Annotated in this window: 20 protein-coding genes, 1 tRNA gene and 1 riboswitch; of the genes, 17 read left to right on the plus strand and 4 right to left on the minus strand. The window is 46.4% G+C overall.

Going from position 1 to position 20810, the window contains the following annotated elements:
- The first annotated feature begins 101 nt into the window (after positions 1 to 101).
- From hcp to Ami103574_RS05340, 6 genes are all read left to right on the plus strand, one after another.
- Positions 102 to 1694 carry a hydroxylamine reductase gene (hcp, locus tag Ami103574_RS05315; RefSeq protein ID WP_207710524.1) on the plus strand — a complete coding sequence of 531 codons (1593 nt, stop codon included), beginning with the start codon at positions 102 to 104 and terminating at the stop codon, positions 1692 to 1694.
- Between the two features lie 233 nt (positions 1695 to 1927).
- The gene (locus Ami103574_RS05320; protein WP_163065640.1) at positions 1928 to 2248 is read left to right on the plus strand and encodes a PadR family transcriptional regulator; all 321 of its coding nucleotides are present in this window, start codon (positions 1928 to 1930) and stop codon (positions 2246 to 2248) included.
- Positions 2241 to 2858, plus strand: coding sequence for a DUF1700 domain-containing protein (locus Ami103574_RS05325; protein ID WP_163065641.1), 618 nt, complete (start codon positions 2241 to 2243; stop codon positions 2856 to 2858). The genes Ami103574_RS05320 and Ami103574_RS05325 overlap by 8 nt, the downstream gene beginning before the upstream one ends.
- Complete coding sequence (locus Ami103574_RS05330) at positions 2851 to 3756, plus strand: DUF4097 family beta strand repeat-containing protein (RefSeq protein WP_163065642.1); 906 nt, start codon at positions 2851 to 2853, stop codon at positions 3754 to 3756. The genes Ami103574_RS05325 and Ami103574_RS05330 overlap by 8 nt, the downstream gene beginning before the upstream one ends.
- 212 nt (positions 3757 to 3968) lie before the next feature.
- Positions 3969 to 4478: a GNAT family N-acetyltransferase gene (locus Ami103574_RS05335; RefSeq protein WP_163065643.1), complete on the plus strand. Its 510-nt coding sequence runs from the start codon at positions 3969 to 3971 to the stop codon at positions 4476 to 4478.
- Between the two features lie 166 nt (positions 4479 to 4644).
- Positions 4645 to 7224 (plus strand): stalk domain-containing protein, encoded by a 2580-nt coding sequence (locus Ami103574_RS05340; protein WP_163065644.1) that lies wholly within the window; start codon positions 4645 to 4647, stop codon positions 7222 to 7224.
- 86 nt (positions 7225 to 7310) lie between these two features.
- Here Ami103574_RS05340 and Ami103574_RS05345 read toward each other — a convergent pair whose 3' ends face one another.
- Positions 7311 to 7904, minus strand: coding sequence for a hypothetical protein (locus Ami103574_RS05345; protein WP_163065645.1), 594 nt, complete (start codon positions 7902 to 7904; stop codon positions 7311 to 7313).
- Positions 7905 to 8141: 237 nt separating this feature from the next.
- Between Ami103574_RS05345 and Ami103574_RS05350 the strand changes: the two genes are divergently transcribed.
- The 11 genes from Ami103574_RS05350 to Ami103574_RS05400 all read left to right on the plus strand — a co-directional run bounded on the left by Ami103574_RS05350 (position 8142) and on the right by Ami103574_RS05400 (position 18242).
- A complete protein-coding gene (locus Ami103574_RS05350) occupies positions 8142 to 9395 on the plus strand; it encodes a YibE/F family protein (RefSeq protein ID WP_163065646.1) in 1254 nt (417 codons plus the stop codon).
- A gap of 230 nt (positions 9396 to 9625) precedes the next feature.
- Positions 9626 to 10678, plus strand: a complete 1053-nt coding sequence (gene potA, locus Ami103574_RS05355) for a spermidine/putrescine ABC transporter ATP-binding protein (protein ID WP_163065647.1) — start codon at positions 9626 to 9628, stop codon at positions 10676 to 10678.
- Positions 10675 to 11487, plus strand: a complete 813-nt coding sequence (locus Ami103574_RS05360; RefSeq protein WP_163065648.1) for an ABC transporter permease — start codon at positions 10675 to 10677, stop codon at positions 11485 to 11487. The genes potA and Ami103574_RS05360 overlap by 4 nt, the downstream gene beginning before the upstream one ends.
- Positions 11484 to 12323, plus strand: coding sequence for an ABC transporter permease (locus Ami103574_RS05365; protein WP_246213200.1), 840 nt, complete (start codon positions 11484 to 11486; stop codon positions 12321 to 12323). The genes Ami103574_RS05360 and Ami103574_RS05365 overlap by 4 nt, the downstream gene beginning before the upstream one ends.
- Positions 12320 to 13588, plus strand: a complete 1269-nt coding sequence (locus Ami103574_RS05370) for an ABC transporter substrate-binding protein (protein WP_207710525.1) — start codon at positions 12320 to 12322, stop codon at positions 13586 to 13588. Before Ami103574_RS05365 ends, Ami103574_RS05370 begins: the two co-directional genes overlap by 4 nt.
- Complete coding sequence (locus Ami103574_RS05375) at positions 13578 to 14126, plus strand: beta-class carbonic anhydrase (RefSeq protein ID WP_163065649.1); 549 nt, start codon at positions 13578 to 13580, stop codon at positions 14124 to 14126. The genes Ami103574_RS05370 and Ami103574_RS05375 overlap by 11 nt, the downstream gene beginning before the upstream one ends.
- Before the next feature lie 73 nt (positions 14127 to 14199).
- Positions 14200 to 14307: riboswitch (TPP riboswitch) on the plus strand.
- Positions 14308 to 14487: 180 nt separating this feature from the next.
- Entirely contained in the window at positions 14488 to 15240 is a 753-nt protein-coding gene (locus tag Ami103574_RS05380; RefSeq protein ID WP_163065650.1) for an ABC transporter permease, read from the plus strand.
- Positions 15241 to 15272: 32 nt separating this feature from the next.
- Positions 15273 to 16274, plus strand: coding sequence for an ABC transporter substrate-binding protein (locus Ami103574_RS05385; RefSeq protein WP_163065651.1), 1002 nt, complete (start codon positions 15273 to 15275; stop codon positions 16272 to 16274).
- Between the two features lie 97 nt (positions 16275 to 16371).
- Positions 16372 to 17100, plus strand: coding sequence for an ABC transporter ATP-binding protein (locus Ami103574_RS05390; protein ID WP_163065652.1), 729 nt, complete (start codon positions 16372 to 16374; stop codon positions 17098 to 17100).
- Between the two features lie 13 nt (positions 17101 to 17113).
- Positions 17114 to 17995, plus strand: a complete 882-nt coding sequence (locus Ami103574_RS05395) for a TatD family hydrolase (RefSeq protein ID WP_163065653.1) — start codon at positions 17114 to 17116, stop codon at positions 17993 to 17995.
- A 161-nt stretch (positions 17996 to 18156) separates the two neighbouring features.
- A tRNA-Leu gene (locus Ami103574_RS05400) sits at positions 18157 to 18242 on the plus strand.
- A gap of 214 nt (positions 18243 to 18456) precedes the next feature.
- On the opposite strand, the gene Ami103574_RS05405 is transcribed toward Ami103574_RS05400, so the two are convergent.
- From Ami103574_RS05405 to Ami103574_RS05415, 3 genes are all read right to left on the minus strand, one after another.
- Positions 18457 to 18630: a cupin domain-containing protein gene (locus tag Ami103574_RS05405; protein WP_163065654.1), complete on the minus strand. Its 174-nt coding sequence runs from the start codon at positions 18628 to 18630 to the stop codon at positions 18457 to 18459.
- A gap of 61 nt (positions 18631 to 18691) precedes the next feature.
- Positions 18692 to 20020 (minus strand): ATP-binding protein, encoded by a 1329-nt coding sequence (locus Ami103574_RS05410; RefSeq protein ID WP_163065655.1) that lies wholly within the window; start codon positions 20018 to 20020, stop codon positions 18692 to 18694.
- Positions 20013 to 20729 (minus strand): LytR/AlgR family response regulator transcription factor, encoded by a 717-nt coding sequence (locus Ami103574_RS05415; protein ID WP_163065656.1) that lies wholly within the window; start codon positions 20727 to 20729, stop codon positions 20013 to 20015. Before Ami103574_RS05415 ends, Ami103574_RS05410 begins: the two co-directional genes overlap by 8 nt.
- Positions 20730 to 20810: the final 81 nt, after the last annotated feature.

Below are 20810 nucleotides of genomic sequence, written 5' to 3' on the forward strand. Positions count from 1 at the left end.
AAAACAACAGAATACTTCGAGCCTTTCTTTTATACTTCCTGTATAAGTTAAAACAAAAATATAAGAAATAAATATTTTAACGAAGGAAAGAGAGGTATGTTATGAATACTAAAATGTTTTGCTTTCAGTGTGAACAGACTGCTGGCTGTGCCAGCTGCACAGGGGGGGCCGGTGTCTGTGGAAAGACCGCAGATACATCCAACTTGCAGGATGATTTGACGGGTGCCTTGATTGGATTGGCTAGAGCCTATGATGGCAAGCTGGGTTCTGAAAAGGCTACAAGGCTTATAATAGACGGGTTATTCACTACAGTGACTAACGTAAGCTTTAATGATAAGACACTGAACGAACTCATTGCAGAGGTAGAAGCAGCAAAAGAAGCTGCCGTTCCGGGTTGTTCTGGCTGCGGTTCTGTCTGTGGACGTAACGACAATTATGATCTGACGAAGCTTTGGGATGACAACGAGGATATCCGCTCTCTGAAATCTTTGATTTTATTCGGCCTTCGGGGCATGGCTGCCTACGCATACCACGCCATGGTGCTGGGCTATACCGATGAAGAGGTCAATGGATTTTTCTATAAGGCACTGTGCGTAATCGGCGAAGATTTAGGCATGGAAGACCTGCTGCCGGTTGTTCTGGAAGTGGGCGAAGTAAATTTGAAGTGCATGGCGCTTCTGGACAAGGCTAACACAGAAACTTACGGGACACCGGTACCGACTACTGTACCGATGAAGGTGGAAAAGGGTCCATTCATCGTCATTTCCGGACACGATCTGTACGACTTAAAGCAGTTGTTAGAGCAGACCAAGGGCAAGGGCATCAATATTTACACCCACGGGGAGATGCTGCCTGCACACGGCTATCCGCTGTTAAAGGAATATGAGCACTTGAAAGGAAACTTTGGTACCGCGTGGCAGAACCAGCAGAAGGAATTTGACAACCTGCCGGGTGCAATTCTGTTCACCACAAACTGCTTGATGCCAGTGAAGAGCAGCTATGCAGACCGAGTATTCACGACGGAAGTGGTTTCCTATCCAGAGCTGGTACACATCGGAGAAGACAAGAATTTTACTCCGGTTATCGAAAAGGCCCTGGCATTAGGCGGATTTGCTGAAGATCAGGAGTATACTGGAATCAACGGCGGAACGGAGCTGACTACTGGATTCGGACACGGAACCGTGTTGTCCGTAGCCGACAAAGTAATCGATGCAGTAAAGGCTGGTGCCATCAAGCACTTCTTCCTGGTTGGCGGTTGTGACGGTGCGAAGCCGGGCAGAAACTACTATACGGATTTCGTTAGTCAGACTCCGGAAGATACCATCATCCTGACGTTGGCCTGCGGTAAGTTCCGTTTCAACGACCTGAACATCGGCGAGATTGGCGGATTGCCTCGGATCATGGATATGGGCCAGTGCAACGATGCGTACAGCGCTATTCGGGTGGCTGTAGCCCTGGCAGAAGCCTTTGAATGCGGCGTTAACGACCTGCCGCTGTCCATGGTATTGTCTTGGTATGAACAGAAGGCCGTATGTATCCTGCTGACACTGCTGCACCTGGGTATCAAGAACATTTACCTGGGACCATCCCTGCCAGCCTTCGTTTCTCCAAACGTACTGAACTTCTTGGTAGAGAACTTCAATATTTCTCCAATCAGCACACCGGAAGAAGACTTAAAGAAGATTTTAGGCTAATCATAAACATACCAACCATTTCATCCATTCATAAATAGAAAGGCTGCTCCTTGCCCGGTATTTTATCCGGTGCTCCAAGGAGCGCCTTTTTTGTATGCGTTCATTTGAACCTGCGGCACGAAGTGGAGAAAATACTCTTAAGAATTTTGTAAGAATATATATGTTGACGGATAATATTATATAGCGTATAGTATTGTTATAAAAATAATACTATATAAAGAAAAGAGGGAAAGATGGGATTTCAAATTGGATCAGCATTGCTGGATGCCTGTGTTCTTTCTGTGCTGTCAAAAGGAGATACCTATGGATATGTGCTGACACAGACCATGAAGCAGGTTATGGATATTTCAGAATCGACGCTCTATCCAGTGTTGCGGAGATTACAAAAAGAAAATTATTTAAAAACCTATGACCAGGCCTTCCAGGGACGCAACCGGAGATATTATGCTATAACAAGTGAGGGCAAAGCGCAGTATGAGGTATATAAAAGAGACTGGATCATTTATAAAAAACAAGTGGATGCAATATTATGCGGGGGTGACTGGGATGAATAGACAGGAATTTATACGGAAGCTGGAGTTAGAACTATTCAAGCTTCCGAAAGAAGAAGTGAAAGATGCGATCGATTATTATAACGAGTATTTAGATGATGCAGGGATTGAAAATGAAGCAGCAGCTTTAAAGGAATTGGGCAGTCCTTCCAGAATCGCCACTCAGATTAAAGCAGATTTTGCCGTAAAACAGTTAAGCAATCAAGGAAATGGAAGTAACGCAGAAGGGCGAAAAGGAATTTCTGCTGTATGGTGGGTGATTTTAGGTCTTTTTACCGCACCGGTAGCTTTACCTCTGGCTGTTGCAGGCGGTTTGCTGGCATTCTGTATACTGCTGACGGTAGCGCTCCTTGTTATCGCAGCATTGTTATGTGTAGGCGCATTCTTTCTCAGTGGCATTGTCGCTTTCTCAGTAGGAATATATGTCCTTTTTATTGATTTTGCCAACGGACTGTTTGCAGTCGGGGTAGGCCTGACTTTCGTGGGAGCAACGGTGCTGCTGGCGTTGGGCATCATCTTGGCGGCTAAAGGATTGGTGAGATTTACAGCAAGAAGAATGAATGAGAAAAGGCAATTAAAAACAGGAAGAACGGAGGAGAAGGCTGATGAATAAAAAGATAAAAATCTGTATTATGGTATGCACTTGTTTAATTGTAGTAGGAGGGTGTTTGGCTGGAATCGGGCTGATGCTGGGTGCGACTGGAAGCGTAGACATGAATCGGTTTGCCTTTCACCTGGGAGGAGGGGATACTCCTTTCAGCATAGGAGCGGAGGAGGCAGACCATCTGTATAAATTAAGCGGAGAAGTAGTCACCGATTCAAAAGAAATCAGCCAGCCGATACAAGTGATTAAAACAAACATTGGGCTAGGTGGCGTAAAAATAGTAGCAAGTGATAAGTCCGAGGTGGTGTATACGTATGATAAAGGATTGGGAAAGCCCGATATCAACGTATCGGATGGGACCCTGACCATTGAAGATAAATTTGGCAAACAACATATTAATTTTAGTAAAAAAATGAAAAATAAAAATGGGATTGAATATATCATTTGTTGCCCAGAGGGAACTACACTTCAATTAGTTCAAGTAGAAAATAGCTTGGGATACATTGATATTTCAGGAATTAAGACAGAAACTTTAGATTTGAAGCTTAGCGCAGGTGAGGTGAAACTTGCTGATGTGGAGGCAGGTGACTTAAAAGCAGATGTAACCTTGGGTGATCTAAAAACAGAGAACCTCCGCACAGAGGCTCTTGACCTGAATTGTGATGCGGGGGATATAACGGCAGCGGGAACTTTAAAAGGCAAAAGCAATTTTACTGCTGACTTGGGAGACATTGAGATTAAAACGACATTGAAAAAGGAAGAATACTCTTTTGACCTGGATACGCAGCTGGGTGATGTAACCGTCGAAGGAAATCAAAGCGGAAGGAGTTCTCTGACAGACAATTCTGCTGAAAACTATTTAAAGGTGAAAACTACAGCCGGAGATATCAGCATAGATTTTGATTAGAAAAAGGATGCAATTTACTTAGAGAAACCTTGTGCTGGAAGCATCAGTATTTGTTTATTAGAACAAATATTACTGTAATAATTTGAATTTAGAGATAATGAAAGCAAACGGTAAAGAAGGTATAATTAAAACAGAATAAAAGTCAGACAGGATCTCCTCGGAGAGGACGCGGAAATGCCATTCTTAATCAAAATAAAGTAGGAGGAAAAAGGATGATTCAGTTTAAAAGTATAAGTCAAGAGAATTTTCAAGCTGTAATAAATATGGAAGTAAATGATAATCAAAAGGGATTTATGGAAGATAACTTGTATTCTCTGGCTGAATGTGTGGTTGAGAAATCGTTTATTACAAAGGCTATTAACAAGGATAATGTTCCGATAGGGTTTCTATTATATTACTTCGTCAAAGATAATCCTGATTATGTATTCCTGCATAGATTAATGATTGATAAATCGGAGCAGGGCAAAGGGTTAGGTCGTGCTGCATTGGAAGAGGCAATAAACCTGTTTAAAAACGAATTTCCCTCTATTGCCTGTGTGGAGCTTATGCATTATCCAGATAACAAAGCTGGAGAGGCGCTCTATGATGCATTAGGCTTTGACCCCACTGGGGAGCACCGCAAAAGCGAGCCTTGCCGCTGTGAAAAAGATACAAAAGATGACAACCGTTACATAGAAATTGTACGGAGAAAATATTATGATAATCATTTGGTAAGGGCCTAGTAACGGAACAAATAAATCAATTGCAGAGTTTGAGGTAAAATCAGCACTGATATGAGCATTTCATGTAGCTTGTACCAGTGCTGATTTATATTGATGAAAAAAGTAGAATGATGTACACTGTACTTAAAAGTGGAATCTTAGGGGAAGGGTGAAAGGAGATTAATTGATGAGGAACAAGAACGAAGTTCGAAAAAAATGGATGAGAAAAACGTGTTGTTGGGCAGTTGCCGCCGCCGTTATGCTTACAGGTGGCACTGGAGGGGCTTATGGAGCAACTCGAGGCCAGCAGGCCATCGGTGAAATAGGGGTGGATATCACCTGGTATGATTTTGGCAAACAGTGGAACGACTACTATATTCGGCAGGAGAACGAAGGGGATATTTACAAGTTGATTATGGCTGACTCGGAAGGACAAGAGAGCAAGGCCGCTTTTGTCAACGGGAAAGGAGAGTTAATTTGGGGACCGGCGGCTGATGACGGCGCTGCTTCCAGCAGCTCGGGAGGCGAGAATATCACCCTGATGAAATCAGGCAACCGCTACATTTATATTGATTCTAAGGGTATTCGGGCGTTTCCCGATGAAGCCTACAGCGACATCGGCCCTTTTGGTGATGGGTATGCCACGGCAACCTTAAGGGATAGCGGCCATAAAGGCATCATTGATGACAAGGGAACGCTGCTGTTTGAAGATAAATCAGGCATCTATCAGGAACTCAATTTTATGGGAGGCGGACTGATTTCAGCTGTTCGGTCTGACGGGCTTTGTGATGTGTTGGACAAGGAGGGGAAGCCCCTGAATGCCGAACATTACGGTTCCTATAGACCTGTTCTGGCAGAGGACGCCATCCGGGTATCCAGGGATGGGAAATATGGCTTTTTAGACCTGTCGGGGACAGCATTTACTTCCTTGACCTACGATTATGCGATGCTCTTTTCAGAAGGGTTGGCTGCCGTATCCAAGGGAGAAAAGTGGGGATTTATCGACCGGACCGGAAAGGAAGTAATTGCTTTAAGCTATGAGGATGCCAATGATTTCCACAATGGCGTGGCGGCAGTAGAGCTTCAAGGAAAGTGGGGCATCATAGACAAGGCGGGAAGCACTGTACTGCCCTTTGAATATAATTGGTTTTATGAAGAAGAGGACGGCTCCTTTATCGGACAAAAGGATCAGCAGATTTTTTTGATTGATTCAGCTGGGCAGGTGACTGATGTTAAAGATTATCTTTCCTTTTATAAGGAAGCACCAGACCGAATTTCCGTGAGAAAAAACATAAATGGACTGGAGGTCAAAGGCTATTTAGATGATCAAGAGCGGATGCTGACCGGATTTAAGGACTTTGATCTTTGGCCGGCAGGAGCGGATTTTTACTTGGGGCACCGATCAGGGAATTATCCACCGGAAGCTACGCCGCCAAATGATTATGGGCAGAAATATGCCTTGCTGGATGCAGCAGGCAACAATTTGACGGGGTTTAAATATGAAAACTCAGGGGACTCGGGCTCCGGGTTTCAGGTACTGCGTAAGAATTATTATACCGGGGCAGGTCTGCTAAATCGGCAAGGGGCAGAGGTATTGCCTACCATCTTTGAGGACATTCTCTTGACGGATGGGGGTTATGCCTTTGTGACCGTAGTAGATCCGGAAATAGGCGGAAACGGCCGTGTGGGCTATTTCAAATTGCCGGAGCATTTCCAGGAGAAAGCCGGGCAGCGGCCTATTACCGTGTATTTAGATGGGGTAGAATTATATTTTGATACGCCTCCCGTTCTGAAAAATCAACGAACCATGGTGCCTATGAGGAAAATCTTTGAGACATTAGGGGCTAAAGTGGAATGGGATAATACGACCAAGACGGCTTCAGCTACCCTGGGCAATCGGAAGATTCGTGTCAGCATGGACAGCACCACAGCCTCTGTGGATGGGTCAACGGTTCAGTTGGACGCAGCTCCTTTTGTGCAGAATGGGACGACGATGGTTCCACTTCGGTTCATATCGGAGAGCTTAGACGCTCAGGTGGCCTGGGATGGGCCAGCTCACCGGGTGGTGGTGAATTCGGCCCAGTCAGGGAACTTATCTAGTCTTGCAGGAAGCTGGGTAGCAGCGGAATCCAGCCTGGAAAAGGGGATATATACAGGCTATTTGGAATTGACCATTGGGGATAGTTTATTAAAAACCGTGGATTGGCAGGCAGGGAATCCAGGTATGCAAGCAAAGATTAGGGACACGGATGAAAAATATATCTACATGGATTTGTTAGAAAACGAAGGCAGCCCGGCTGACTGGACGTTGCAAAAGCAAGATAAGATAGAATACCAGCTGTATTCTGACCGGGAACTTCGTCTGAAACACGGTGGAACCACCTGTATTTTCTATAAGAAGAGTGAACTGACAGAGGAACAGACTAAGGTGCTGGACAAACTGGCCAACATCCGCTGGGAAGCAGAAGATAACAGGGACTTAACCGTTTCTTTTAGTTATTACCAGATGAAACTATACAGAGGTGCAGAAAATTCAGAGTCCAAAGGGCTGTTTGTAGGAAGAACCTATTTGAACGTGGCGGATGCTCAGATTGTTGCTGTACCAGAGATAACGGAGATGAAGGGTGAAAATACCATTTGGCCGGGAATAGAGAAAGAGAAAGCACCTGCTGTGCACTATAAGTTGTCAGCAGATGAGAAAACGTTGACGTTGGAATATGGAGGAAAAGAAATACAGTTTAAGAGTAAAAATGAGGTAATAAAGTAAAAAACACCCCGCCGGCGTTCCTGCAAACAGCAGGTGACTCCGGCGGGGTGTTTTGATTGCAGCCATCGTATGACCGTTCCTGTAAACTAAAATCGCGGCTCCCGAGCACTGAAGGTGATGTAGCGAAGCAAGCCTTCGGTAAAGTAATCCCCGATTCGGTCGGTAAAGGTTAACAGGCTGTTGAAGCTGCTGACATTGTTCTGAAAGTCGCCCTGGGCAAAGGATTGAATCTGCTCCAGGGTCCGGCGGTTAAACTCAATCAGAAAATTGGAGAGCGTTCCTCTTTCCCAGAAGGGATTGTAGTAGGTCAACAGGTCTAAACGCTCCTCAATATTTTGATTAATCTGCTGAGTATAGTTCTGAACGGCTGCTTCATCTCCCGCCTTGGTGGCATCGATTAGGTCGGTCAGCAGATTCACGTAATTAGACATGAGCTGTTCGTGCTGGTCGGCCATCACATCCCCGAAATATAATCGAAAAATGTTAGCGTAAATAACCGGCAGCTCCGTCAGCTGTTGTTTTGCAGATTGGATTAAGGCTGGATCAGCGTCTAAAAAAACGTAGAGCAAATAAGAACGGAGCTGGGTGGCAATGTCCCGCCAGATGGTTCGCAGGCGAAACAGGAGATTCAGCTGTGCTGTGGATAAATTAAAATCCTCTAACTGGCGTTTCCCAAGCATAATGGGCCTCCTAACCTTGATTCTATATAAACAGTATATTAACAAGCCACCTTTTTCATGTGACTTCCCGCTTGAAAAACATTTTTTCGCTGCAAATGGAAAAAACATGGCCCCATGAGATTTAAAAATAAAATGTACAGATGTATGGAAAAAAGCAGAAACTTGTGCTAAAATGAAGAATTGCTTTATCATGTTAGCAAAAAGATTTCTTGGAGAAATCAAGGGGAGGGTAGAGAATTGAAGAAATTGTTTACGAGACAAGGAGTTACTTTTATTGCAGTTATCCTGCTGTCTATTTTATTTATTACCTTGGGGGCCAATCTCTCAAAAGCACAGCTGCTGACCTCCAGCGATCAGTTCTACCGGGCCCGTGTTTTGGGATTGGAGGATGTTCAGGTAAAGGAGATTAGTCTGGACGACGGAGAATCCTCCATCTCCAGCAAGAGTGTCTTTTTCAAGGCAGAGTTCACCAACGGCCCGGACAAAGGGAAAGCAGTGACGATGCTTCAATATATCGATTATATGTATGCCGTTCAGCCCGACACCGTGTCCAAGGGGGACAGCATCGTGGTATCTTATACCGCAGATCCCACCAATTCTCAAAAAATCTGGATGTTTATCGACTACAACCGCATCCATTATATGGTGTTTATTTGCTTGGCCTTTTTTGCGCTCATCATCTTGATTGGCCGCTCCAAAGGGCTGGCTACCATCATCTCTCTGATTTTTACCGCAGGGGCGGTTTTTCTAGTGTACATACCGGGTATTCTCGGCGGACAGAATATCTACCTGTCCACCATTGTTATTTCAATCTTCATTATATTGATGAGTCTTTGCGTGTTGAACGGGGTGAATATTAAAACCTTTTGTGCCGTGCTGGGCAATATGGGCGGTTTGGCAGTGGCCGGTATTCTGGCGCTGCTCACCAATCAGCTGCTGGGTATTACCGGCATTGTGGATGAAGACTGCCTCTTTCTCATGTATGTTAACAGCCAGCATCCGTTAGATCTTCGGGCCATCGTCTGGGGAAGCATTGTGATCGGGTCCCTGGGAGCAGTTATGGATGTGGCCATGTCTATTGCTTCGGCCATGAATGAACTGGCGGAAACCATGGAGCACCGAACAGTTAAGCGGATGATTCGATCGGGCATGAATATCGGTAAGGACGCCATCGGAACCATGACCAACACCTTGATTCTGGCCTATATTGGCGGATCGCTGGCGACGGTTTTGCTGCTGGTGGCTTCTAATAAGGACCCGCTGTATCTGTTTAACATGGAGATGATTGTGGTAGAGGTCTTGCAGGGAATTATCGGCAGTACCGGCATCCTTTTTGCCGTACCAGTAACGGTGATTATTGCGGCATACCTGTACGACAACCGGGCTAAGGATGGTGAAAAGAACCAGCAGATTCCAGTTGACAATCCCGCTGTCGAACCAGCCGGAGCATCGGCAGAAGACCAAGGAGGAAAATCGGTGAAAACCGATTAAAAAGACAGAAGTATGCGAAAAAAGAATAAATAGAAAAAAATAAATCTATGAATTGCAGGATATGGGATCTGCATGATATAATAAGCGCTAAGTTTAAGACGGCGTTGCCGCAAAGAGGCGCTTACCGAATCATGCGGCGACGCAGCTTGCATGATATAATAAGCGCTAAGATTTTAAGACGGCGTTGCCGCAAGGGAGCGCTTACGGAATACAGTTTTGGAGGAAAAGAAATGAAGAATGACATTATTGTCAGCCTGCAGAATATCGCGGTAGAGTACGATGGAGAACGGGTAGTGGACAACTTGAATTTAGATATACGGAATGAAGAATTCATCACCTTTTTAGGCCCATCGGGCTGTGGGAAGACCACCACCCTGCGAATTATCGGCGGCTTTGCGGAGCCGGCTGCCGGGGACGTCTTCTTTGAAGGAAAACGGATTAATGGCGTGCCGCCTTATCAGCGTCATGTGAACACTGTATTTCAGCGGTATGCGCTGTTTCCGCACCTGAATGTGTTTGAAAACATTGCTTTTGGATTAAAGCTAAAAAAGATGGCGGCAGATCAGGTTCAGAAAAAAGTTCAGAGCATGCTGAAACTGGTTAACCTATCTGGCTACGAAAACCGCAACATCAACCAGTTGTCCGGCGGCCAGCAGCAGCGAGTGGCCATCGCCAGAGCGTTAATCAACGAGCCTAAGGTGTTGCTGTTGGATGAGCCTCTGGGGGCCTTGGACCTTAAACTGCGAAAAGAAATGCAGATTGAGCTGAAGCGGATTCAACAAGCTTTGAAAATTACCTTTATATATGTGACCCATGACCAAGAAGAAGCGTTGACCATGTCAGACCGGGTTATCGTTATGAGAAATGGGAAAATATTACAGAGCGGAACGCCGCAGGATATTTATAACGAGCCCGCCAATGCCTTCGTAGCCGACTTCATCGGCGAGAGCAACATCCTCAGCGGAGTGATGCACAACGATTACCTGGTGGAATTCGCCGGGGTGCTTTTTGAATGTGAGGACTCTGGATTTGAGCCGATGGAGGCGGTAGAGGTGGTTATTCGTCCCGAGGATATCGACGTGGTTCCTTTGGAGGAAGGCAAGATCACCGGCCGGGTAGAGGATATCGTTTTCAAAGGGGTTCACTTTGAAATCACGGTCAGCGGCCATGGTTTCCAGTGGATGATTCACTCCACAGACAGCCAGCAGGTTGGGGAGATGATCGGCATGACGCTGACCCCTAACGACATACATGTCATGAGAAAAATGGAGGAGGAACGATGAACTTAAGGCAGGCGGCTTATCCCTATATGATGTGGACAGTGGTTTTTATTGCTGTTCCTTTGGGGCTCATTATATATTTTGCTTTTACAGATATGCAGGGAAGTTTAAGCATGGATAATTTAGTGCAGGCAGGCCGGTATTCTTCTGTCTTCGTAAAGTCCATCTGGCTGGCGGTAGTGTCTACGGTTCTTTGTCTAGTCATCGGCTATCCGGTGGCGTATCTGATGTCCAGAATGAAGGGCATCGGCAACCGCACGCTGCTCATGCTCCTGATGCTCCCCATGTGGATGAATTTTTTGCTGCGGACTTATGCTTGGATGACGCTCCTAGAGAACAACGGTATCATCAATAATCTCCTGGGAATGGTGGGCATCGGTCCCCTAAACTTGATTAACACCCAGGGTGCCGTCGTTATGGGCATGATTTATAACTACATTCCTTTTATGATTGTACCTCTTCGTTCCGTGATGCTGAAGATTCAGAACGATGTTTTAGAAGCGGCTCAAGATTTGGGTGCCGGGCCGCGAGAGGTTTTTACAAAAATTATTCTGCCCCTTAGCAAACCGGGCATTAAGACCGGGGTGATGATGGTCTTCGTACCGGCAGTCAGCACCTTTATCATTTCTCAAATGCTGGGAGGCGGCCACAATCAGCTGATTGGTGACATCATCGAGATGCAGTTTCTGGGCAATGCGTATAATCCCCACTTAGGGTCGGCAATTTCGTTAGTATTGATGTTGTTAGTTCTGATGTGCATGAGCGTATCAGGATTTCTGGATGATGAAGGAATGGAGGAACGGCTGCTGTGAAATGGTATTCAAAAACATATATCGGCGTATTCCTGGCATTTTTATACCTGCCGATTATGGTCCTGATTGTCTTCTCTTTTAACGATACAAAAGGGAGAACTTTTACAGGATTTACAACAAAATGGTTCGTGCAGTTGTTCCATAATGCGGCGGTAATGGACGCGCTGATGACTACCCTGGTGGTGGCACTGGTGTCTTCTGTCATTGCTACCGTCATGGGCACAGCCGCCGCCATTGGGCTGGAAAAAATGGACGCTAAACTGAAAGGGGCGGTCATGAACCTGACCTATATCCCGATTATCAACCCGGAGATTATTACAGGGGTATCTTTCATGCTGCTCTTCGTTACCGCGAAGAAATGGCTGGCTACGGTGGGCATCAATTTTCAGTTTGGCTGGGCCACGCTGATTCTGGCCCACATCACCTTTAACATCCCCTATATCATCCTTAACGTGCTGCCCAAGCTTCGCCAGCTAGATCAATCCCTGGTAGAAGCAGCCATGGACTTGGGGTGCAATCCCATTCAAGCCTTTTTTAAAGTGACCATTCATGAGATTCGCTCGGGGGTGGTGGCAGGCTTTTTAATGGCGGTGACTTTCTCTCTAGATGATTTTGTCGTCTCCTATTTTACGACGGGCGCCAAGCATCAGACCTTGTCTGTTATGATTTACGCCATGACGAAAAAGCGGGTCAGCCCGGAAATCAACGCTTTGTCTACGCTGATCTTTATTGCGGTGCTAGCTATATTGGTTCTTGTCAATCTGCTGGAGCGACGGAATGAGAAGAAGCTGAAACAAGGTATGCTGAAATGGAAAGGCGGAGGGGTGAAAGAATGATGATCATGAAACATATAAAACCTTTCTTGGCTTTGGCCTGGGCCGGCCTCCTGCTCCTGACCCTGCTAGCTGCCCCGTTGACGGTGGCCGCTGATACGGATGTAGACAGCGGCCAGCCTACCTATGATAGAGGATACTACAGCCGATTCAAGGGTAAAGAGCTGGAAATCAACGTCTACAATTGGGGGGAATACTTGTCCATCGGGGAAGACGGCCTCATGGACATCAACGGTGAATTTGAAAAACTGACCGGTATCAAGGTGAACTATTCCAATTTTGAGACGAATGAAGGCATGTACGCAAAGATGAAAAGCGGAGCCAATGCCTATGATGTGATCTTTCCATCGGATTATATGGTTTCCCGGCTGATTCAGGAAAAGATGGTACAACCTTTAGATTTTGATAACATTCCCAACTTCAAATACATCGGCGAGGAGTTCCGCAACCCAGAATACGATCCGGACAACTTGTACTCGGTGCCTTATATGTGGGGGCGGGTATGTCTTATTTATAATGAAAAGCTGGTTGGCCACAAGATTGAAAGTATTGACGAGCTGTGGAACCCGGAATATTCCGGAAAAATTCTTATGTTTAAAAATTCCCGGGACGCTTTTGCCCTGGCCCTGGAAAAACTGGGATATAGCCTAAATACGGAAAATGTCAAGGAACTGGAGCAGGCGGCACAGCTGCTAAAAGAGCAGAAGCCGTTGATTCAAGCCTACGTTATGGACCAGATTTTTGACAAGATGCAGGCTAACGAAGCCATTATTGCGCCTTACTATATCGGTGACTACTACATTATGAAGGAAGTTAACCCGGATTTGTCCGTATACATTCCAGAAAATACGAACATTTACTATGATGCTGTGTGCATCCCATCGGACTCCCGTCACAAGGAAGCGGCGGAAATGTACATCAATTTTCTCAACGAACCTCAGGCAGCGGCAGACAATGCAGAATACATCATGTATTCCTCCCCTAACACGGCAGCTGTAGCCTTGCTGGACCCGGAAATCAGCGGCGATAAAAACCTGTACCCGCCAGTGGAAGAGCTGGTCAATACCCAGGCTTTCATTAACTTGTCGGAGGATACCAACCTGTATATCGACCGCTTATGGACCGATGTTCTCTCTCAGGACGAGGGCTATTTGGATTGGGTGATGCCAGCCTTTGTGGTGTTTTCGGTGGCAGTTCTGCTGATTAACAGCATACGCAAGAGACGAAAGCGGGAACTCAATAATGGAGGACTGAAAAATGATCGATGATATCATTGCTTATAATAAAGAATTCGTAGCAGAGAAGAGCTACGAGAAGTATATTGCTACCAAGTATCCACAGAAAAAGGTTGCTATTCTCACCTGCATGGATACCCGGCTGTTAGAGCTGCTGCCCGCAGCGCTAGGACTGAAAAACGGAGATGCCAAGATTATTAAAAATGCCGGCGGCGTGGTATCCCATCCCTTCGGCAGTGCTGTTCGCAGTTTGCTGGTAGCCATTTTGGATTTAGGGGTGGAGGAAGTGATGGTCATCGGCCACACAGACTGCGGAGCCCAGTCCATGGAAGCTCAGAAGATGATTCAAAAGCTAAAGGAACGAGGGGTTTCTGAGACGGATATCAATCTGCTGCATTACTGCGGCGTGGATTTTGATACCTGGCTGGGCGGGTTCGACTGTGTGAATAGTTCGGTGAAAAATACCTTGGACATTTTGCTGAACCACCCACTGATTCCAAAGGATGTGCAAATCCGAGGCTTTATCATGGATTCGGTGACGGGTGCATTGACCCCGGTGGAATCGGATTGAAGAGTCGATACGGGAAAAGGACTTTACAAAGAGTTTCCCATAGTGTAAACTCATAAAAGAGCAAGCAATAGAATAAACATGCTAGGGGTGCAAGGTCTTGACCGAGCTGAGATTGCATATGCAGAACCCTTTGAACCTGATGTGGCTAGTACCGCCGATAGGAAAGCTTTTAACATGCAAGAGGCTGTGACAAGCCGCCATGTTGCAGAAGAGTAGTAGGAGTGTTTCTTTAGGGGAACACTCTTTTTTTCATATTTTGTCTGTTGCTTTTTAAGGGCAGAGAAAATGAATCGCGGAAAATCACCAGAAGGTGACGTTCGGGTGAATGATACTTCATCCAAAGAAAGGAGGGGCGGATAGCATGTCTGACAAGAAAAAAATATTGGTACCTGTTGCTGTAAGTCTGATTTTGCTGGGAATATGGGAAGCTGTGGTGCGGGCAGCAGAAATCCCTTTGTACATCCTGCCAGCACCTTCGGCCATTCTACAGGCTTTGGCTGCGGAAAGAAGTGCCTTGCTTCTCCATGGCCTGGTGACCATGAAGGAGACCTTGGCGGGGCTGGTGCTGGCGGCAGCCCTGGCCATGGTCTTGGCCGTAGTCATGGATCGATTTGAACTTTTTCGCACTGCTGTCTACCCCTTGCTGGTGGTCAGCCAGACGATACCGGTATTGGTATTGGCCCCTATTTTCATGATTTACTTAGGTTTTGGCATGGCGCCTAAGGTACTCATTGTAGTGATGATGTGCTTTTTCCCCATCGTTATCAGTTTTGCCGACGGTATGCGTCAAGTGGACATCAACCAGGTGAATCTGGCTCGGCTGCTGGGGGCTGGAAACCTGCGGGTCTACAGTCTGGTGAAAATCCCCGGAGCAGCGGCTGCCCTGTTTTCTGGATTGAAGGTAGCAGCTACTTACAGCATCACGGGAGCGGTAGTGGGGGAATGGCTTTCCTCCGACAGCGGGTTGGGGTATTACATGCTGCGGGTAAAAAACGGCTTTATGCTGGATAAGGTCTTTGCCTGCGTGATGGTGGTGGTGGTTCTCAGTCTGTTGATGAACGGCTGTGTAAAGTTGTTGCAGCTGATTTTACTGCCCAATTTAAGAAAAAAGTGAAAAATGTTATGTTAATAAAGGAGGAGAAAGATATGAAGAAGAAAGTATGGGCTTTAGGCTTGGCTCTGGTAATGGCTGCGGGCATGACGGCCTGCGGAGGTGCAGATGGGCCGGAAGGCAAGGAAACGAATGAGCTGCAAAAAGTGACTGTCATCTTGGACTATGTGCCCAATACCAATCATACGGGACTTTATGCAGCCAAGGAATTGGGGTATTATGAAGATGCTGGCCTGGATGTAGAGATTGTAGAGCCGACAGATGGGGTGACTCCGGCCCTGGTGGCAGCAGGCAAAGGAGACTTCGGTATTAGTTATCAGGAGGATGTGACCTATGCGCTGGCCGCAAAGGACCCCCTACCTATCAAAGCGGTGGCTACGGTGATTCAGCACAACACGTCGGGGTTTGCCTCTTATGTAGGCAAGAACATTACCTCTCCAAAGGATTTTGAGGGAAAGACTTATACCGGCTGGGGTTCTCCGGGGGAAGAAGCCGTCATTCATGCAGTGATGGAAAAATACGGAGCGGATTTTAGCAAGTTAAAGATGATCACCTCGGATGGGGCGGGCTACGAAGCCCTGAAAAAAGATATCGATCTAATGTGGATGTTCTGGGCTTGGGACGGAATCAATTCTAAGCGCCAAGGCATTGACGTGAATTATATGGAATTGCGCCAGCTGGACCCTAAGCTGGACTACTATACCCCAGTAATCATTGCCAAGGACAGCACCCTGGAGCAAGATTCAGAAATGGTAAAGTCCTTTTTAGCAGCCACCAGTAAGGGGTATGAATACGCCATCGAAAACCCGGATGCCGCTGCGGAGATTTTACACGGTTATGCAGAATCCTATGATTTAGATATGCTGAAAGAATCTCAGGAATATCTGGCAGGCAAATACAGCGAAGACAGCCCTGTGTGGGGATTGATGAAGGATTCGGTATGGACGGATTATACGGATTTCATGGTAGAAAATGGGTTGATCGAAAAGGCGATACCGGCAGCAGACTGCTATACCAATGAGTTTTTACCTCAATAGGTGCTGCTGGACCGAGGAATATATGGGTTTCGTAATTAAAATTATGTAAACAGTGTGACGGCGACGTATAGTTATGGGATACAAAGGAGGCAAGGGTATGAAATTGCAAGTGACAGGGGTAAGCTGTGCCTTTGAAGGCGCAACCATTTTAGAGAAAATGGATATGGCTGTGGCAGAGGGGGAGTTTGTCAGCATTTTAGGTCCCTCTGGCTGCGGAAAATCCACCCTGCTCAACATCATCGCCGGGCTGCTTCCCGCAGGGGGAGGCCAAGTTTTTGTAGACGGTCAAGTGACCACTGGTATATCCGGACACTTTGCTTACATGCCGCAGCAGGATTTATTGTTTCCCTGGAAGACTATTTTAGATAACGTGTGCCTGTATGGAAAGATTAATGGCAATTTACGGCAGGCAAAGGAACAGGCTTTGGCCAGCATGGAGAAATTTGGGTTGGCTGGCTATGAGCATCAGTATCCGGATCAGCTGTCTGGCGGCATGCGGCAGCGGGCGGCCTTTTTGCGGACGGCTCTCTGTCAGGCAGATATTTTGCTGCTGGATGAGCCTTTCGGGGCGCTGGATGTGATTAGCCGAGGAGATATGCAGGATTGGCTGGCAGCCATCCGCAAGGAGTTGGGACGAACTATTCTCTTGGTGACCCATGACATTGACGAAGCCATCTATCTGTCGGACCGGGTGCTGGTTCTGTCCGGCAGACCAGCTTCGGTCAAGAGAGAACTGGTTATTTCGGCCAAGGAGAGAAATAAGGAATGGCTTTTCCAGCAGCACGATTTGCGCCAGGAAATTTATCACATTCTGAAAGAAGAGTGAAGGAGCAGGAAAGATGATTATCGATAGTCATATACACATAGATAACCGGGGGAGTTTGGGCATTGGCGTGGATCAGCGGGAGCCGGGAGAGTGGCAGGCTTTTAAGGAACTCATCGAGGGGAATCAGCTGCGAGCCTTGGCTAATGCAGCTTGTCCAGCAGAGTACCGGGAACTGGCCAAGATAAAGGGGCTTTTTCTGTCCTTTGGCATTCATCCTTGGCAGGCGGAAGCCTTTTGTATCGGAGAGGAAGAGAAGGCGAAGGCTGAAACAGACCGTTCAGTACAGGAAAATCAGCTTGCTGGCCAGGGACAGCGAGATTTTTTCTGGCATAACATGGATGATCTGGCCCTGAGAAAGCTGGTGCGTTCTAGAGTTGAGCGTTTAGAGGGCTTCTATAAAGAGACTCAGGCCGCAGGAGAAATGGGCATGGACAGCGTGTGGTGCAACGGCGATTTGCGGCTTCAGCGAGAGGTATTTCTGCAGCAGTTGGAGCTGGCAGAAGCGTTGGGAAAACCGGTGGTGCTTCATACAAAGGGACAAGAGCAGGAAATTGCAGCTATATTGAGTCGGTATGGGGTGAAGAAGCTGGTGCATTGGTATTCCTGCGACAGCTATCTGGAGGCGTATGTACGTCAGGATTGCTATTTTACGGTGGGCCCCAACTATGCCAGCAATCCGGCTGTCCAGAAATTAATCCGTCAGGTGCCTTTAGATCGGCTGCTGGTGGAGAGCGATGGCCTCAGTGCAATTCGCTGGGCGTGGGGGCAGGAGGTCGGTCCTCAGGAGGTGGGCGGTTTTCTGCGGGAGACTATGAAGGCGGTAGCGTTAGCCAAGGGGGTATCCCTAGAGGCGGTAGAACAGCAAATGGAGGAGAATTTCAGCCGCTTGCTTTGATTGTCCCCTTGGAGCAAGTAAATTCAAGGTTCGAGGTGAATCATCAAAAAAGGTAAAAAAGTTTAAAAAATTTCTTGACAATATTTAGCTTTTCGTTGTATAATATTCATTGTGGCACGGCAAAAGAGTGTCCACGAAAAACAAAAAAAGCATAAAGATGTGCGGATATGGCGGAATTGGCAGACGCGCACGGTTCAGGTCCGTGTGTTGAACAGACATGCAGGTTCGAATCCTGTTATCCGCACCAACGACCTTGAAATCCAAAAGATTTCAAGGTTTTTTTTTTATGCGAGAGATTGTAAAATATAAGACACAAGTATATACCCGCCCAATTTACTTGTTATATATTTTGATAAATATGGTCTGGATAGATGGAATTCCTGTGACAAATCCGAAACCACACTATTTTCCGCTAAGCACCGAAAAACCTCTTGATGGAATGTACTTTTTCGGATAATTATTTACAACGCTATTGTTTTTTCCATAATCAGCGGGCTATGCCGAATTCCAGGGGATATAAAGCAGACATCACCTGATTTCAAGGTTATGCTTTTTCTTGCAAGGTCAATATCCATGGCATTTTCGACGACATATACAACTTCAAAATAATCATGCACCGCTGCAAGCCGGGGCATAAATGCCTTATATCCTCCCCTGATAACGGTGGTTTTTCCGTTCTTAGCTACTCTCTAATTTCTAAAATCTTACCGCCACAAAAGTCGTAAAGCTGTCCTCATTCCATTCAAAGGTAATGTCACCATTGTGTCCCGCAATAACCTCTTTCACACTCCGCAGACCGAAGCCGCCGTTTACCTTTTTACTCAAGGGTATTCCGTCGTGGTGATGAATTTCGCCATTAAAATTATTTTTTACCATAAATAATAGTTGATTGCGTGTACTCCGTGTTTCTAATTGTATTACGCGGGTATGCGCCAATTTTCCGCAGGCGTTCACGGCATTTTCTAAAAGATTGCCTAGGATAATACACAAATCATAATCGGGAATGCCAAGTGTTTTCGGTATGTTCAGACGTATGTCAAACTGTATGTCCATTTTTTGGCAGCGTTCGGCGTAGTCGGCTATTAGCGCATTGATTACATGATTCTGGCAAAAGCTTTGGGGCTCATACCATGATAATTTTTCCTCGACTACCGTCAAATATTGATCCGCTCCCGCGGCATCCCCGGTGCCAAGCATTTTTCTTGCAGCATTCAGGTGGTACTTGTAATCGTGGCGGAGGATATGAAGTTTATCATACATTTCATCCATCTTCTGATAATATCCCCGCCCAGTGGACACGATTCTGCGGGCGAACTCCGCCTCATACCGCCCTTTGTTTAGAATAAAACTGACGTTGCCTGAAAGCCTCCAGGTAGCGACAGCGAACACGAAAAGCCCCATCATCAAGCCAATTACCGTCTGGATAATAAATATATTCATAATGCTGTTATATTGCGATTGTGTAACATCCGCGCCTACCAGCCCCAAAAATTCACCTGTTTCTTTGTGAAAGATCGGTTCATAGGAACTCAGGCGAGTACCGTAGGGCGTATCAATAAAATCTTTTCCCGAAACGGCTCTTTGCTCCTTGAAGGCAGTACGCCACGCGTCCGTTACTCCATGATCTATGAAGCCTGGTGGGGTGTAAACTGGACTGCCGGGAGGCTCTCCTCCAATTACATACATGACGGTATTCTCGTCCACCTGTACCATCGTGTATATGTATGTGACATGTTTGACGTTTACTTCCTTGAGCTTCATCATCAGTGTTTTTGTTTCTCGATAATATTCGCTTTCCATGTCCATATCCTTAAGAAAAGCGGCGTAGCCATCAGAATTTTCCGTGATGACAGCCGCCACCGTCGCGGCAAGCGCATGGCATTTTTGTGCAAGCTGCACTTTTAATTCCCGCGCTGCAAGTTGGTAACTGACCGTGCCCGTTGTAATTAAAACAGCACTGAACAATAGAAACAGCAATTTAAAATGGAGACCAGTGCGGTTATTTGTTTTCTTATCTCTATTCATCGGTATGCCCCTTCCTGAATTTCCATTTGTAAAACTTGTTTCGCGTGTTCCGGTAGGTTCGGGAAATGGCAATCCTCGTGCCGCTGCGGGTAACGATTTCTCGTTCGGAAATTTCATCTATATCCTGCATGTTGACAACAAAGGACCGGTGGCATTGGATAAACCGTGGGTCAAGCAGAAGTTCTGCCGCTATTTCTGAAAAGGTAGCATTTACGCCGACCTCGCCTCCATCGGTCATGCGAAAGTAAACGACATGCCTGATTACTTCCACATAGGAAATGTTCCGGTACTGAATACCCTTTTTTCTCCCGGATATGTCTACCCATAGTTCCGCTTGGTCAGTACATATGTGGGATTGCTCTAGCTTAAACAACACGTCCCTTACACTCTCTGACGTGGGTGGCTTGAGCAGATAGGAAAATGCGCCCACCGTATAGCTCTCGGGTCCGTACTCCTTTGATGTTGACAGGAAAACAATTTCTCCGGCGTAGCCGCTTTGCCGAAGTGCTTCCGCAAGCTTAATGCCATTCATTTCTGGCATAACGATATCTAAAAAGCACAGATCAACCAACGTCCCTGTACGAATGAAGTCCAGCACATCCGGAGCGTGGTGGAATTGATTCGTATGAACCTGAAAGCCGGAATCCTGAAGCAGAGCGTTAAGCTCAGCCGCTTCTTCAGGCATATTGTCGCATATAAGGATGTTCATTTTAATCACCTCCAATAAAATTTTACTATAAATCAGCAAAGGTGTGCGGTGTTGTTCGTGCGGAAACTGCGTCGTTCAGGC

Source organism: Aminipila butyrica (genome assembly GCF_010669305.1).
Classification (GTDB): domain Bacteria; phylum Bacillota; class Clostridia; order Peptostreptococcales; family Anaerovoracaceae; genus Aminipila; species Aminipila butyrica.